Origin of the sequence: Campylobacter felis (genome assembly GCF_030250085.1) — a bacterium.
Classification (GTDB): Bacteria; Campylobacterota; Campylobacteria; order Campylobacterales; family Campylobacteraceae; genus Campylobacter_D; species Campylobacter_D upsaliensis.
Window position 1 is genome coordinate 23,333 of record NZ_JANURX010000009.1, and the last position, 14,281, is coordinate 37,613.

Genomic DNA, 14,281 nt, shown 5'->3' on the forward strand with positions numbered 1-14,281 from the left:
GATGAATTCGGCGGAAATTTTTAAAAAACTTTTAAGTTTTGATTTAAAATGGCAGGATTTTGACTGGCTTGAGGGCAGGGGCTTGAGTGAATTTGAGCTTTTGATTTCAGTAATTTTGACGCAAAATACAAATTGGAATAATGTTCTAAAAGCCCTAGAAAACTGCAAAAAAGCCCAAATTTCAACTTTAAATCAAGTGGTAAATTTAGATAGCAAAGCCTTAGCAGAACTTATAAAGCCAAGTGGTTTTTACAATACTAAGGCTAAGAGATTAAAGGGCTTGGCGGAGGCTATTTTGCAGGAATTTGATAGTATGAAAAGCTTTAAAGAAAATGTGAGTAGAGAATGGCTTTTAGGCATTAAGGGGCTTGGGTATGAGAGTGTGGATGGGATTTTAAATTATCTTTGCAAACGAGAAATTTTAGTGGTGGATAATTATACTTACCGCTTGGCTTTGCATTTGGGCTACGAGTTAGAAGATTACGAGGATTTAAGAGAATTTTTTCAAAATGGTATCGAGCAAGAGAGACGGAATTTATGTCAAATTTTAGGAAGAAAATATGAGCTTTACGAGCTTTATCAAATTTATCACGCTTTAATCATAGCCTTTGGTAAAATAGCTTTTAGAGGCAAAAAGTTAAGTGAGAAGGGTGAGGACTGGATAAGATCTTTAAAAATGCTTTAATCATCATATTCACGCCTTAAAATCGTGCCGTTAAAGTCTATGATGATTTCGAAATTATTGTAAAATTTGATTTTATAATAATTAATTTTGCGTTCAATTTCTTTAATTGCATTTTCTTTAAATTCATTTTTTAAAATGCTAGCGATGTGAGGCGGTAACACTTCATAACTTATCGCCGTGCCTCTTGCTTCAATTTCTTTCCACTCGCCACTTACATCAAATTCAAGCTCCGTGCCGTCATTTAATGCTATCTCATAAGCATTATCATCTCTTTGTGCTAAGCTAACTTGGGCTTTGAAATTTTTTTGTAAAAAGTCTTTTATGGTATTTGGTAAATTTTGAGGGGAGAGTATGATATCAGCTTTTAAATTTAAAAAAAGTGTTAAAATAAGAATTATAATTTTCATTAATTTTCCTTAGAATTTAAGGAAAATTATAGTGCTTTTGAGTGAATTTTATGTGAAATTTGAGAAAATAATATATTTTAAAGGAGTTATAGGGTGATAACTTGGGCTTTAATCATCTTAAACGGGCTTATTTTTATCTTGCAAACTTGGTTTTTTGATACGGATCTTGTTGATCTGTATTTTTCTCTTAATCTTTTATTTTTTGAGGAAAATTTTTTATGGCAGCTTTTAAGCTCTATGTTTTTACACGGAAATTTCACTCATCTTGTGCTTAATATGATAGTGCTTTTTAGCTTTGGTAGGATTTTAGAAAGCTATATGGGAAGTGTGAAATTTGCTTTGCTTTATTTTGTCGGGGGGCTTATAACCTCGCTTTTGAGTGCTTTTTATCTACTTTTTGCTTTTGAATTTTGGGGGCAAAAAATTTTTTTAGTGGGTGCTAGTGGAGCGATTTGCGTTTTGATGGGCTTTTATGCTTTTTTGGATAAAACTAGCACAAAAGGGCTTGTGGTGGCTATTTTATTGATGAGCTTTTTACCTTTGTTTATGGGGATTAATGTGGCTTGGTATGGGCATATTTTTGGTTTTATGAGTGGTTATATTTTGGCATTTTTAAGGAGAAAAAGATGAAAAAAATTTATATTTTAAGACACGCAAAAGCAGAAAAAGAAATCAAAATAGATGATTTTAGCAGAAAGCTTACAAAAAAGGGAAAAGATGAGTTAAAAATCCTCTTGCAAAGACTGCAAAAATATGAGATTAAGTGGGATAGAATTTATGCTTCTCCTGCTTTTAGGACTAAAAAAACTGCAAAAATAATAGCAAAAAATTATGCTTATGATAAAAAAGAAATTGACCTAATCGCTGCATTTTATGAAGCAGATGAAAGGCAGCTTTTTGCTTTTTTAAAGAATTTAGACGAAAGTATAGACAATGTGCTTTTAGTAGGGCATAATCCTGCCCTTTTAAAGCTTTGTGAGCTTTTAAGCCCTCTTTGTTTGCACTCTTTTCCTACCTCTTCTATGCTTTGCCTTGAGTGTGAGAGCTTTAAGGACTTAAAAGAACATAGTGCAAAGCTTGTATTTTTCGAGCATATCAAGCCACTTAAGGAGAATTAGGCTTAAGGAATAATTAACTCTTAATTAAAATTTTTTAAGTAAGATTAAGAAATTTTATTAAAAGGAGAAAAGATGAAAAAAATATTTTTCTTAATGTTTGCTTTAGCGAGTTTTTTGTTTGCGGCTGTGAATTTAAATACTGCTACGCTTGAAGAATTAAAAAGCTTAAAAGGCATAGGAGAGACCAAGGCGAGAGCGATTTTAGATTATAGAAAAGAACAAAATTTCACAAGTATAGAAGAGCTTAAAAAGGTTAAGGGTATAGGCGAAAAAACTTTTGAAGAATTAAAAGATTCTATCGTTGTGGAGTAGTTTTATTAGGCTGTGATTTTGGTAAGCTTTTACCAAAATCTATATTTATATTTTCTTTCTTTCATAAATTTTTCTTAATTTAGTATCAAGTTTATAACAAAATTCAAACAAGGCTGGCACGACAAGTAGGGTTAAAAGTGTGGAGCTAACAAGCCCGAAAATAATGGTTATTGCCATAGGTGCGTTTGCTTCGTAACCACTGCCCCTTGAAAGTGCGAGTGGTAACATCGCAAAAATCATTGCAAAACTTGTCATTAAAATGGCACGAAGTCTCATTTTGCCAGCTTTTATCAAGGCTTCATCGACATTTAATCCTTGATGAGTTTGTTTATTTGCCACATCAACAAGCAAAATGGCATTTTTCCCCACCATACCAAAAAGCAAAATAATGGCAATAAGCACAAATAAAGAAAAATTATGCCCCGTGATAAACAGCCCCACACAAGCCCCACCAAAGGCTAGAGGCATCGTTATCATAATGATAAGCGGTAAAATAAGACTTTCATAAAGTGCGGCTAAAACAAGATAAATCAGTATCATTCCCAAAAATATCGCAAAAGCAAAACCCTGAATTGTTTCATTTAGTAGATTAATAAAGCCTGAAAAAGCGTAACTTAGACTTTTATCCTGTCCTAAAATTGCGTCCATATGCTCCAAAAGTAGGCTCTTAACCGCACCTAAAGAAATATCATTAGTCCCAGCAGTGATTTTGACACTGCGATTTTTATTATAATGATAAATGTTTTTTAAGTCTTCATTATAGACAAAATCCACCACACTTAAAAGCTCTAAATTTTCGCCTTGATTATTTTTAATACTAATTTTTTCTAGGGCTTTAATGTCCTTTTTAAAAGCCTCATTAAAGCTTAAAATAATGTCATCTTTGAAATTTCCCCTATCCATACTTCCTACCACAAGTTCCCCAAAAGAATAGCTCAAAACCCCCGCTATATATTTAGGATCGACATCCAAAAGTTTGGCTTTTTCTTTATTGATTCTAAGGCTCACTTCGGCTTTTTTAAGGTTGGCATTGTCATTAATATCCACAATTCTCTTTTCTTTTTGCAATACTTCTTTTGCCCTTAAGGTCGCCATTTCAAGGCTTTTTAAATCTTCTCCTAAAATCAAAAACTGCACAGGATCATCAATGCCAGCGCCGTCAATTTTAGGTAGTTCCAAAATTTTGATATTTAAACTTTCATCTTTAAATTTATCGCGGTAAAGGCTCACAAGCTCACTTTGCCTAAGCTTTCTTTCTCCAAGTGGCTTTAATTTGACATAAATTTTAGCCTTAGTGGCGTCCTTTGCGTCCTCATAGCCTACAAGCAAAAAGGCGTAAGCGACATTTTCATCTTTTTGAATTTCACTAAGAAGCTGAAGGCTTTTTTCCTTCATCGCCTCTAGGCTTAAGTCTTTTTTGCTTTGAGCTAAAATTTGAATTTCACTATCATCTTCCATAGGTAAAAAGTCAAGTCCTATTTTTAAAGCCAAAGCAAAGCTAATGATGATAAAAGCGAAGCTTATGAGTATGAATTTGCCTTTATTTTTTAAAATTTTATAGAGTAAATTTTCATAAAAAAGCTCCATTTTTGTGAAAAACACTTCGCTTTTTTGGTAAAAAGCACTTTGTTTAGGGTTTAAAAATCTAGCACTGAGTGAGGGTATTAGCAAAATGGACACAAAAAAGCTAATCACTATCCCAGAAGCTACGCTAATGCCAAGCGTATTAAAAAACAAGCCCGGAATCGTATCCATATAAGAAATAGGCACAAAAACGCATAGCAAAACAACGCTAATGCTAAGCACCGAAAAGCCTATTTCGCTAATGCCAAGATAAGCCGCCTCTAAGGCGGGATATTCTTTTAATTTTTTAGCGATATTTTCTATCACAACTATGGCATCATCGATGAAAATTCCTATACTTAAAGTAAGAGCGATAAAGGTGAGGCGGTTTAAGTCATAGCCTAGCAAGTCTATAATGAAAAAGGTTGAAATAATCGAACTTGGGATAGCGATACAAGCGATTAAAGTCGCGCTTAAATTGCGTAAAAATAAAAAAACGATGATTATGGTCAAAAATACACCTAAAATCATATCAAAAACAACGCTAGAAAGGTGTTTGTGGATATTTAAACTCTTATCATAAACAATGCTAAATTCGATATTTTCAAAGTTATTTTGTAAGATAGGAAGGGCTTTTTTAATATTAGCAATCATTTCTAAGGTATTAAAATTTGCTATCTTTCCTAGCTCTAAAAGCACCCCATTTCCCCCATAAAAAGCCACTTGTTTAGCATCTTCGTAAAGATAAGAAAGCGTCGCTATGTCCTTTAAGAAAACGCCGGGCATTATCCTTAGCTCCTTAAGCTCTTCTAAAGAACTTGCTTCAAAATAACCCTTTAAAATGTAATTTTGCTTGTCGTTTTCAAGCTGTCCTAGTGCTTGTTTAAAATTTTGATTTTGTATGAGAGTGGCTACTTCTAAGGCATTTAAGTGGTATTTTCTTAGCTCATTTGGGTTTAATTCTATGCGAATTTGAGGCTCTTTGTAGCCTATGGTTTCTATTTTACCGACCCCGTCTATTCTTTGCAAAAAGGGCTTGATTTTATCCTTAATGCTTTGCATTAAATAAAGCTCATCTTTACTTTTTAAAAAAAGTGAAATAGAAGTGCCAGAGTCAGAAGACACCTTTTCTATTTCAGGCTTTACGCTAAGAGAAAGGGTGCCGATTTTATCCCTTACATCATTAGCGGCGACTTCTAAATCCTTGCTTAATTTAAACTCGACCATAGTAACGCTAAAATTATCATAAGCTACCGAGTTAATCGTCTTTACCCCATCTATCTCACTAATGGCGTTTTCGATTTCTTTTGTGATTTTAGACTCTACGAAATTTAAATCCCCGCTTATTTTTGTGGTGATTTTCACAAGAGGGATACTCACATTTGGAAATAAATTGACATTCATATTAAAGGCGGAAAGCAAGCCAAAAATCACTAAGGCTAAAAAGAGCATTAAAATGCTTATAGGTCGGTTAATGGCTAGTTTATACATTTAATCCTCTATGATGATTTGACCCTCGCCAAAGAGTCCGGGCTTTAAATCCTTAGCATAAACTTCGGCGTAAATTTTTCTTGTCTTAGGCTCTATGCTAGGGTAGATAAGGGCTATTTTGCCTTCTCTTTGCTTTTGTTCTGTGTCAATTTTATAGAGGAATTTTTGTCCAAGCTTGACCCTATCTTTAAATTTCTCATCAAAGCTTAAAATAAGCTTTACATCAGGATAAGAAAAAATTTCAATCAAAACACGCCCCACGCCCCCCACGCCCTCGCCAACTTGTATGAATTTATTTGCAATTATCCCATCATAAGGGGCGACTAGCCTTTTTTTCTCAAGGACATTTTCATAATAAGCAATGTTTAATTTTGCTTTTTCAAGTCTTAATCTAGCACCATTAAAAGCACTTTGTATATCCTCAAAGCTCTGTTTGTCAATCACCTCACGCACGGCTTTAAATTTTTGCATTTTGCTTTGCGCATTTTGAAATTCTACTAGGGCTAGAGCGTGGTCGTTTTTAGCATTTTGAAGGGCTATTTTTTCGCTTTTGCTATCAAGACTTAGGATTAAATCGCCTTTTTTGACATTTTGCGAAACCTCGACAAAAATTTGCTCTACTACACCCACACTTTCAAGGACTAATCGACTTTGCATTTTAGCCTCGACATTAAAACTCGCATAAAGCTCCTCCGCCCTCACAAAAGAAAGGCTAAATAAAAAAAGAAGCCAAATTTGTTTCATTGTATTTCCTTACTTAAGTCAAATCCTGCGGTAAAATAATAATTTGCCTTAGTGATTTCAAACTCATTTTTAGCAAGCTCTAAATCACTCATTGCTTTAAATTTAAGCTCTAAGGCTTGTAAATATTCTACATAAGAGCAAAGTCCAGCACTATATTTTTTATTGACACTTTCAAAAGCCAAATTCGCTGCGTTTAGACTATATTTTAATGCCTCAATTTGCTCTTTTAAGACGGCTAAATTTTTCTTTAAATAGCTTAATTCTTCTTCATTTTGTCTTTTAAGCAACTCATAATTTGCTCTTTGAATTTGCAAAGCCAAACGCTTATTTTCAAGCTCTTTATTTCTCGTGCCAAAATCAAAAATTTTCCACTCCAAGCCTAGCATAATTTGATTTGCCGTTCCGCTTTCGCTAAACATTGCTGAGGCTAAGTTTTGATAGGGGGCGGGGAGTTTTGGATTGTGATGATTATCATAAAAACTCAAATGATTTTGCACGAAAAATTTAGGAAAAAACTCCGCTCTAGCAGCCTTTACTCTCTCGTTTGCTAAGTCAATTTGTTCTCTAGCCTTTAAAACTTTAGCATTTTGACTTTGCGTTTTTTGTGGCTCTTTTAGCCTTGCTTTTCCTTGTGGAGTGAAAGTTCTTGCCGTAAGGATGAAAAGCTCTTTTTTGATATTTTCTAGCTTTAAAATTCTTTGAGAAAGCTCTAAAGAAGCCAAGTGAAACTTCGCCCTAATGCTTTCTAATTCATCTTTAGCACTAAGTCCAGCATTATAAAAGCTTTCAAGTCTTGTTAAGCTTTGCTTTAAAAAGGTCTTTTTTTGCTCTCCAGCTTTGATTAATTCTTTAAGGCTAAGGTAGTTAAAATAAAGCGTAGCCGCATTTAAAGCAAGGAGGTTTTTTTGCTCTTTTTTATCAAGCTTTGCTAGAATTTCTTGTAATTTTAAGCTTTTGATATGTGCTTCTCTCTTGCCTCCGTCATACAGTAAGAAATTTAAGCTAAGTCTTGAAAAAAGGCTTTCATTAGGCTCTGTAAGTGCGCGGTCTTTGTTATTTGCTATGTAACCAGAACTAAGGCTTAAATTTGGCAGATACGCCCTAAAAGCCGCATCTTTTTGTGCTACACTTTGCAACGTTTGAAGCTCTTTAATAAGATAGCTTTCATTATGCAAACTAAGCTCTATAAGCTCATTTAAATTTGAGGCTTTTAAAAAAAGTGGCGTTAGGATTAAAACTAGGCATTTATTAATTTTTTTCATAATTTATTATAATACGCTTTAAATAAATTTTTCTTTTAATGGAATTTTGCGATGAAAAATGTAATGATATTAAGCGGTGCGGGACTTAGCGCACCAAGTGGCTTAAAGACTTTTAGAGACAATGACGGACTTTGGGAGGAGTATGATGTAATGGAGGTTTGCTCCGCTTCCGCCTTTAGAAAAAATCCTAAAAAAGTTTTAGATTTTTATGACCTTCGCCGCGCAAGTCTTGCTAGAGTTAAGCCAAATTATGCACATTTTGCTCTAGCAAAGCTTAAGGCTAAATTCCCTCATAATATCTTTATGCTAACGCAAAATGTCGATGATTTACTTGAACGCGCAAATTGCGAGGGTGTGATACACCTACACGGCTTTTTACCAGAGCTTCGTTGCTTAAAATGTAAAAAAGTTTTTAACATAGGCTATGAAAGCATACAAAATAAAACTTGCCCTTCTTGTCAAAGCGAAAAAATAAGACATAATATCGTGATGTTTGAAGAGCAAGCGCCCGAGTATCAAGGGCTTTACGAGCTTTTAAAGCAAACGCATTTATTTATAGCCATAGGCACGAGTGGGGCGGTTTTACCTGTGGGGCATTATGCAAAGATGTGTGAAAAAAGCATTTTAAATTTGCTTGAGAGTGATGAGGGCTTGGAGGCTTGTTTTACTAAGGTGTATAAAGAGGATATTTTAAGTGCTGTGGATAAGATAATTTTAGATGTAGAGGAGTTTTTAAGTGTTTAAGAGTTTAATGGACGGCATTTTGCTAGGCATTGGTGTGGCTGTGCCTTTTGGACCTGTGAATTTGCTTACGCTTTCTTATGCACTCGTTTCCTTTAGAAGTGCCTTTTTTGTAGGATTTGGGGCTTTAATGGGAGATGTATTTTATTTAACTTTGTTAAATTTTGGACTTTTACATTTTTTAAATCAAACTTGGTTTTTAAAGATTTTAGCGATTTTTGGTTTTTGCTTTTTTACTTATATTGCCTTTTTGACATTTAGAAAAAAGCCTAAAAATTTGGAAATTCAAAAAAGTAAAATTGATAAATCTTACGCAAAAAGCTTTTTAAAAGGCTTGTTTTTAAATCTTTTAAATCCCTATGTCATAGGCTTTTGGCTTTCTTTTGCCTCTCTTAGTGTGAGTAATCAATATCCCATAGCCTTAACGCTAGGGCTTGTGAGTTTCATTTTTATTTGGATTTTGGCTTTGCCGTTTTTTGTGGGGAAATTCAGCCATTTATTTAAGGCTAAAGTGATATACTATATCAATGTATTTTCAGCTTTGATTATAGAATATTTTGCTCTAAATTTACTTTATAAAACTTTTTGGGGATAGAAAATGAACGCTAAGGAATTTTTAATCGAGCTTTTGAAATTCAAATCCATCACTCCAGATGATGACGGAGCGTTAAATTTCATCGCTTTAGAGCTTGAGGACTTTGAGGCTTTTTTCATCGAAAAAGAGGGGGTTAAAAACCTACTTTTAACTAAGAAATTTAACGATAATGGCGAGCATTTAGCCTTTGGAGGGCATATTGATGTCGTGCCTAGTGGAGAGGGCTGGGAAAATGAGCCTTTTGAGCCTGTGGAAAAAGAGGGTTTCATTTATGCAAGAGGCGCACAAGATATGAAAAGTGGGGTTGCTGCCTTTGTGAGTGCTGTGAAAAATGCCAATTTTAAAGGCTCTCGTCTTTCTTTACTGCTTACAAGCGATGAAGAAGGCGAGGCGAAATACGGCACTTTAGAGCTTTTAAAATTTATGGAGGAGAAAAATATGCTCCCCGATTACGCCATAGTTGCAGAGCCTACTTGTGTGAAAAGCTTTGGCGATAGCATTAAAATAGGCAGACGCGGTTCAATTAATGGCAAACTTTTAATTAGAGGTAAGCAAGGGCACGCCGCTTATCCTGAAAAAGCTATTAATCCCATCCACGAATTTGCACCTATTTTGAAATTTTTAGCAGGATTTGACCTAGACCCCGGAAGTGCTGAATTTGCACCCTCTAAAATCGTCCTAACCGACATAAGATCAGGGCTTGGTGTGAGTAATGTAACGCCAAATGATTTAAGATTAATGCTAAATGTGAGAAATTCAAACGACACGAGTGTAGAAGATGTAAGAAATTATATAGAAAAGCTTTGCCACGGACTTAACTACGAGCTTGTTCTTACGCAAAGCTCCAAGCCTTTTTTAACAGACGCAAATTCTAAAATCGTCCAAAAGCTTAATCAAAGCGTGCAAAAAATAAGCGGCGTTGTGCCTGAGCTTAATACTAAGGGAGGCACCTCGGATGCTAGGTTTTTTGCGGAATTTGGCGTGAAAGTGGCTGAATTTGGCGTGAGAAACGACACGATTCACGCGGTCAATGAAAGGGTAAGTGTGGAGGATTTTGAAAAGCTTTGTTTGGTTTTTAAAGATTTGGTAGAGAATTTTTAGGAAAAAATATGAAAAAACAAAAAGATACTACGCAAGAATTGTTAGAAACATACCAAAAAGACCTCAAAAAAATTTATCAAAAAGGCGAGTATAGTGAGCATTCTTTTCGCACTCCGCTTGAAAATTTGCTAAAAGCCCTCGCTACTGAGCTTAAGAAAGAAGTTGAAGTCATACAAGAATCCTCCACCAAAGATAATCAAGGCGTAGCAAGGGCTGATTTTGATGTCTATAAACGCATTAATTCTCAAGATAAATTAAGCTATAACGCCCTTGTTGGCTTTGTCGAGTGTAAAAATATCAATGTGGATTTAAAAAAAGAGCTTAAAAGTGGGCAATTAAGTCGCTATTCTCAAATTTGCCCTAACATACTTTTAACAAATTATAGACAATTTATCCTGCTTTCTTATGATAGGGTGATTCAAGTTTGTGAGCTTTTTGATAAAGATTTAAATTTAACGCTTTTTAGTGAAAGTCAAAAGCAAGTTTTCTTAAATTTGATCAGTGATTTTTATGGGGAAAATCACGCAAATATTAAGAGTAAGGCGGAGCTTGTCAAGGTTTTATCAACGCAGAGTTTTTATCTTAGCACGGCTTTACATAACGCTTACGAAGAGTGGCAAAAGCAACAAAATATAGAAAATCAAGATTTTTTCAAATCTTTTAAGCTAGTTTATGACGAATTCACACAACTAGCACAAACGAATTTTGACGAGTTTGACTTTTGTGATTTGATAGCGCAAAGCGTGGTTTATGGTCTTTTTGTGTCTTTTGTAGAAAATGACGATTTTAAATTTAGCGAAGATGAAACGCAAAATTTTATCTCTTATTTACCTAAAAATTTTAAAACCTTAAGCGAAATTATCTATTTGACTATGCGAGAGTATTACTTATCAGAGCCTATTAAGCAAGTGCTTAAAAATATACAAAAAGTTATATCCTTGCTTGACAAGCCCACTATGGCGAAATTTTTGAATTTAGAATTAGAGCAAATCGCTATTTATCTTTATGAAGATTTTATTAAGGCTTATGATTGGCTAAAAGGCACGCAAAAGCGTAAAGAAGGGGGCGTTTTTTACACGCCAAAAAGCGTTGTGGATATGATCGTTTCAAGTTTAGATGGGCTTTTAAGGGCTAAATTTGACAAAAAGGGCTTTAGCGAAGATGGCGTTAAGGTGCTTGACTTTGCTTGTGGGACGGGAAGCTTTTTAGCCTCTGTGTGTGAGCAAATTTTAAAACAGCAATATAGTCTTTCTCAAAATGTGAGCTTTAAACAAGCCGCGCAAAATGAAGCCATTGAAAATAAATTTTTAAAGGACATTTACGGCTTTGAGCTTTCCTTCGTGCCTTATATAGTCGCGCGCCTTAAGCTTAGACAGATTTTAAAGAAAAAGGGCTATGCCAATGTCGATGAAGCAGATTTTCAAATTTATCTTAATAACACTTTGGATTTAAGCGAAAATCAAGAGGATTTAAAATTTTTTCTTAATGAGCTTAAAAACGAAAACGAAAAAGCAAAAAATATAAAGCATAATAAAAATTTGCTTGTCATACTAGGAAATCCCCCTTACAATGTTAAAAGTAAAAATAAAGGCAAAGAAATCTTAAAGCTTTTAAAGGCTTATAAAGATGGCTTAAATGAGACAAATATCCAGCCCTTAGATGATGATTATATTAAATTTGTGCGTTTTGCGCAGTGGAAATTGCTAGAGCAGGGTAGTAGCACAGGCTTAATGGGTTTTATCACAAATAATTCTTTTTTAGACGGACGCATACATAGAAAAATGCGCGAAAGCTTATATAAAAGCTTTGATGAAATTTACATCTTAAATTTACACGGCAGCGATAAGGACGCTAAAAATGATGAAAATGTCTTTGACATCAAAATAGGCGTTTGCATAAGCCTTTTTGTGAAATATAAAACGACTAAAAGCGAGGGAGCAAAGCTATATTATTACTCCACAAGCGAGGCTGGGGTTTTTAAAAGAGCGGAAAAATTTGTCCTTTTGGAGCTTATCGCACAAAATGGCTTAAATGCTATTAAATGGAAAGAATTAAGCCCCGAAAAGCCTTATTTTTGGTTTGTGCCTAAAAGCTTTGACCGGGTAGAATATGAAGACTTTTGGGCTTTAGCGTCTAATAGGGCTTTGGGGGATAATAGGGCTATGTTTTCAGGATATAGTAGTGGAGTGAAGTCTAGAAATGACAATTTGCTCATACAGCTTAACTTTTCTAAAATCAAAAAAATGGTTGAAGATATGCAAAAATTAAGCGAGATTGATATTATCAAAAAATACAATCCAGCTAAAAGTTGGAGAGTGGAAGAGCAAAGAATTAATTTTAAAAATGCAAAAGATAAAGATTTTTTAAAGATTGCTTACCGCCCTTTTGATACGCAATTTATTTTTTACCCTTTAGATAAAATTAACAAAATTATACCAAGAGGCGATGATAGAAAGCTATTAATGGAACATTTTTTAAGTGGTAGAAATTTAGGGCTTTGTTTTTCTAAGGATTGTGTAGGATTTTTTGATACTACTTTTATTAGCGACAAAATTACAGATATACATTACAATGGAAGCCAGTGCTACATTGCTCCGCTTTATCTTTATGATATTAATGGGAAAACTCCAAATTTCACGCCAGAATTTTTAGCCTATAAAGAAAAACATAAAATTTTAAAGCATAAAAACGAGGAGCAAATTCTAGCCTTTATCTATGCGAATTTATATAATCCAAAATATAGAAGCAAGTATTTAGAATACCTCAAAATAGGCTTTCCAAAAGTGAGCTTTGAAGTAAGTGTAAAAGAATTTGAGCGTTTTGAAAGGCTAGGAAGCAAACTGATAAAACTGCACCTAATGCAAGAAATCCCGGAGGATAATATAGACTTTGAGGGGGATTTTGCTTTTAATTTTATAGAAAAAAGACAAGAAAGTGAAAGGTTTAAAGAGGACGCGCAGAAAAAGGGGCGCATTATTTTAAATGAAAAGTTAAGCATAATAGGCATAAGCCGCGAAGTGTGGGACTATACCATAGGCGGTTATCAAGTCATAAAGCAGTGGCTAAAGTATAGAAAAGATTATGTTTGCACCAAAGAGGAGCTAGAACACTTACTTAAAATTTGTAAAATTCTTAAAAAAACCATAGAAATTCAAGGAAAGCTTAGTGAAATTTAAAAAAAGATTTATCGCCCTAGAAAATTTCAAAATCAATCAAAATTTTCAAGTCTTCGTAGAAAAGCTAAATAAACGCCAAACTAGCCAAAATCAGCGTAAAAACACTGGAGGACAAGGAAGCTGTGCCTTGCAAGCTTATGAAATTTACTATCAAATGCTGCATAATCAAAACGCTTTTAAAAGTGTGAAATACCACTTCATCGAAAAAGAGGGCTTTTTAGATGAAAATATAAAAGAAAAACGAGCGCACATTGCTTTTCATATGCAAAACTACATTCCCTATAAGACGCTATTTTTTACGATGTATGATTTTCTTTTTTTAAGGGCGAGGTTTTTAAAAACTTCAAATTTAAGAGCGCTTTTAGAAAAAGAGGAATTTTTTAAAGTGCCGATTCTTTGCAATATCACAAGCAAGGCTGGGGCAGGACACATAAACATTTTATACCGTGATGAAAAGGGACTTTTTGTCATCAATACTAACGAAAATAGTAAAAATAAAATCAAGCTTATAGAGCCTCATAATGGCGATGTTTTTGCCTTTGAAGAAATCGCATATAACTGGATAGGCGAATTTGAAGATGTGAAAGATTTTAGGCTTTATATCCCTTATGAAAATATTGAGCTTGAGGAAAAAAAAGAGGAAATTGAAGAAGATTTTAAGGAAGAGGAATTTGAAGAGGATTTTGAGGAAGAAGACTTAAATGAGGAATTTGAAGAGCCTTTAAAGGAAAAATTTACAGACGAAGAAAAAGAGCAGAGAAAAAGGGAGCTTGAGAAAAAATATGGGCTTGATTTAAGCGATTATGACTTTATGCACGAGGATTTTGAAAGGGCTTTAAAGAGCTATAAAATCGCTTGTTTGTCCTTTTTTGCTAATGAGAAAAATGCAAAAATAAAATTTTTAGGCACTTTTATGAACCCTGAAAAAATGAGCGAAAAAGACCTTAAAAAATTAGAAAAATATATAAGCGATGAAAATGAGGGTAAAAATGTGATGTTTGGCGGAATGTCTTTTTTAACCTATGTTGTGGCGTTTATTATTATCATTATGGCTTTTAAGGGCTTAATATTTGCGTTGAGGTGAGA

13 protein-coding genes are annotated in these 14,281 nt (G+C 34.1%); 9 read left to right on the forward strand and 4 right to left on the reverse strand.

Annotated features, from left to right (window positions below; genetic code table 11):
• The first annotated feature begins 1 nt into the window (after position 1).
• Positions 2–685 (forward strand): 3-methyladenine DNA glycosylase, encoded by a 684-nt coding sequence (locus tag NYG92_RS05975; protein WP_289233846.1) that lies wholly within the window; start codon positions 2–4, stop codon positions 683–685.
• Here the strand turns inward: NYG92_RS05975 and NYG92_RS05980 are convergent.
• The gene (locus NYG92_RS05980) at positions 682–1,092 is read right to left on the reverse strand and encodes a PepSY-like domain-containing protein (RefSeq protein WP_257422048.1); all 411 of its coding nucleotides are present in this window, start codon (positions 1,090–1,092) and stop codon (positions 682–684) included. The genes NYG92_RS05975 and NYG92_RS05980 overlap by 4 nt on opposite strands.
• A 93-nt stretch (positions 1,093–1,185) precedes the next feature.
• Between NYG92_RS05980 and NYG92_RS05985 the strand changes: the two genes are divergently transcribed.
• The 3 genes from NYG92_RS05985 (at position 1,186) to NYG92_RS05995 (ending at position 2,522) form a co-directional block, all read left to right on the forward strand.
• Entirely contained in the window at positions 1,186–1,722 is a 537-nt protein-coding gene (locus NYG92_RS05985; RefSeq protein WP_289233821.1) for a rhomboid family intramembrane serine protease, read from the forward strand.
• Positions 1,719–2,210, forward strand: a complete 492-nt coding sequence (gene sixA, locus NYG92_RS05990; protein WP_270977333.1) for a phosphohistidine phosphatase SixA — start codon at positions 1,719–1,721, stop codon at positions 2,208–2,210. The genes NYG92_RS05985 and sixA overlap by 4 nt, the downstream gene beginning before the upstream one ends.
• Before the next feature lie 72 nt (positions 2,211–2,282).
• Complete coding sequence (locus NYG92_RS05995) at positions 2,283–2,522, forward strand: ComEA family DNA-binding protein (protein ID WP_004277072.1); 240 nt, start codon at positions 2,283–2,285, stop codon at positions 2,520–2,522.
• Between the two features lie 45 nt (positions 2,523–2,567).
• On the opposite strand, the gene NYG92_RS06000 is transcribed toward NYG92_RS05995, so the two are convergent.
• The 3 genes from NYG92_RS06000 to NYG92_RS06010 are packed head-to-tail and all read right to left on the reverse strand — an operon-like array spanning position 2,568 to position 7,582.
• Positions 2,568–5,576: an efflux RND transporter permease subunit gene (locus tag NYG92_RS06000; protein ID WP_289233822.1), complete on the reverse strand. Its 3,009-nt coding sequence runs from the start codon at positions 5,574–5,576 to the stop codon at positions 2,568–2,570.
• Complete coding sequence (locus NYG92_RS06005) at positions 5,577–6,320, reverse strand: efflux RND transporter periplasmic adaptor subunit (protein ID WP_270977330.1); 744 nt, start codon at positions 6,318–6,320, stop codon at positions 5,577–5,579.
• The gene (locus NYG92_RS06010; protein WP_270966062.1) at positions 6,317–7,582 is read right to left on the reverse strand and encodes a TolC family protein; all 1,266 of its coding nucleotides are present in this window, start codon (positions 7,580–7,582) and stop codon (positions 6,317–6,319) included. Before NYG92_RS06010 ends, NYG92_RS06005 begins: the two co-directional genes overlap by 4 nt.
• A 51-nt stretch (positions 7,583–7,633) precedes the next feature.
• Here NYG92_RS06010 and NYG92_RS06015 point away from each other — a divergent pair, with 51 nt between their 5' ends.
• The 5 genes from NYG92_RS06015 to NYG92_RS06035 are packed head-to-tail and all read left to right on the forward strand — an operon-like array spanning position 7,634 to position 14,279.
• Positions 7,634–8,326, forward strand: coding sequence for an SIR2 family NAD-dependent protein deacylase (locus NYG92_RS06015; RefSeq protein ID WP_289233823.1), 693 nt, complete (start codon positions 7,634–7,636; stop codon positions 8,324–8,326).
• Complete coding sequence (locus NYG92_RS06020; protein WP_270977327.1) at positions 8,319–8,918, forward strand: LysE family transporter; 600 nt, start codon at positions 8,319–8,321, stop codon at positions 8,916–8,918. The genes NYG92_RS06015 and NYG92_RS06020 overlap by 8 nt, the downstream gene beginning before the upstream one ends.
• A 3-nt stretch (positions 8,919–8,921) precedes the next feature.
• The gene (gene dapE / locus NYG92_RS06025) at positions 8,922–10,019 is read left to right on the forward strand and encodes a succinyl-diaminopimelate desuccinylase (protein WP_289233824.1); all 1,098 of its coding nucleotides are present in this window, start codon (positions 8,922–8,924) and stop codon (positions 10,017–10,019) included.
• Positions 10,020–10,027: 8 nt separating this feature from the next.
• Positions 10,028–13,195, forward strand: coding sequence for a type ISP restriction/modification enzyme (locus NYG92_RS06030; protein ID WP_289233825.1), 3,168 nt, complete (start codon positions 10,028–10,030; stop codon positions 13,193–13,195).
• A complete protein-coding gene (locus NYG92_RS06035; RefSeq protein WP_289233826.1) occupies positions 13,185–14,279 on the forward strand; it encodes a hypothetical protein in 1,095 nt (364 codons plus the stop codon). The genes NYG92_RS06030 and NYG92_RS06035 overlap by 11 nt, the downstream gene beginning before the upstream one ends.
• The last annotated feature ends 2 nt before the right edge of the window (positions 14,280–14,281 follow it).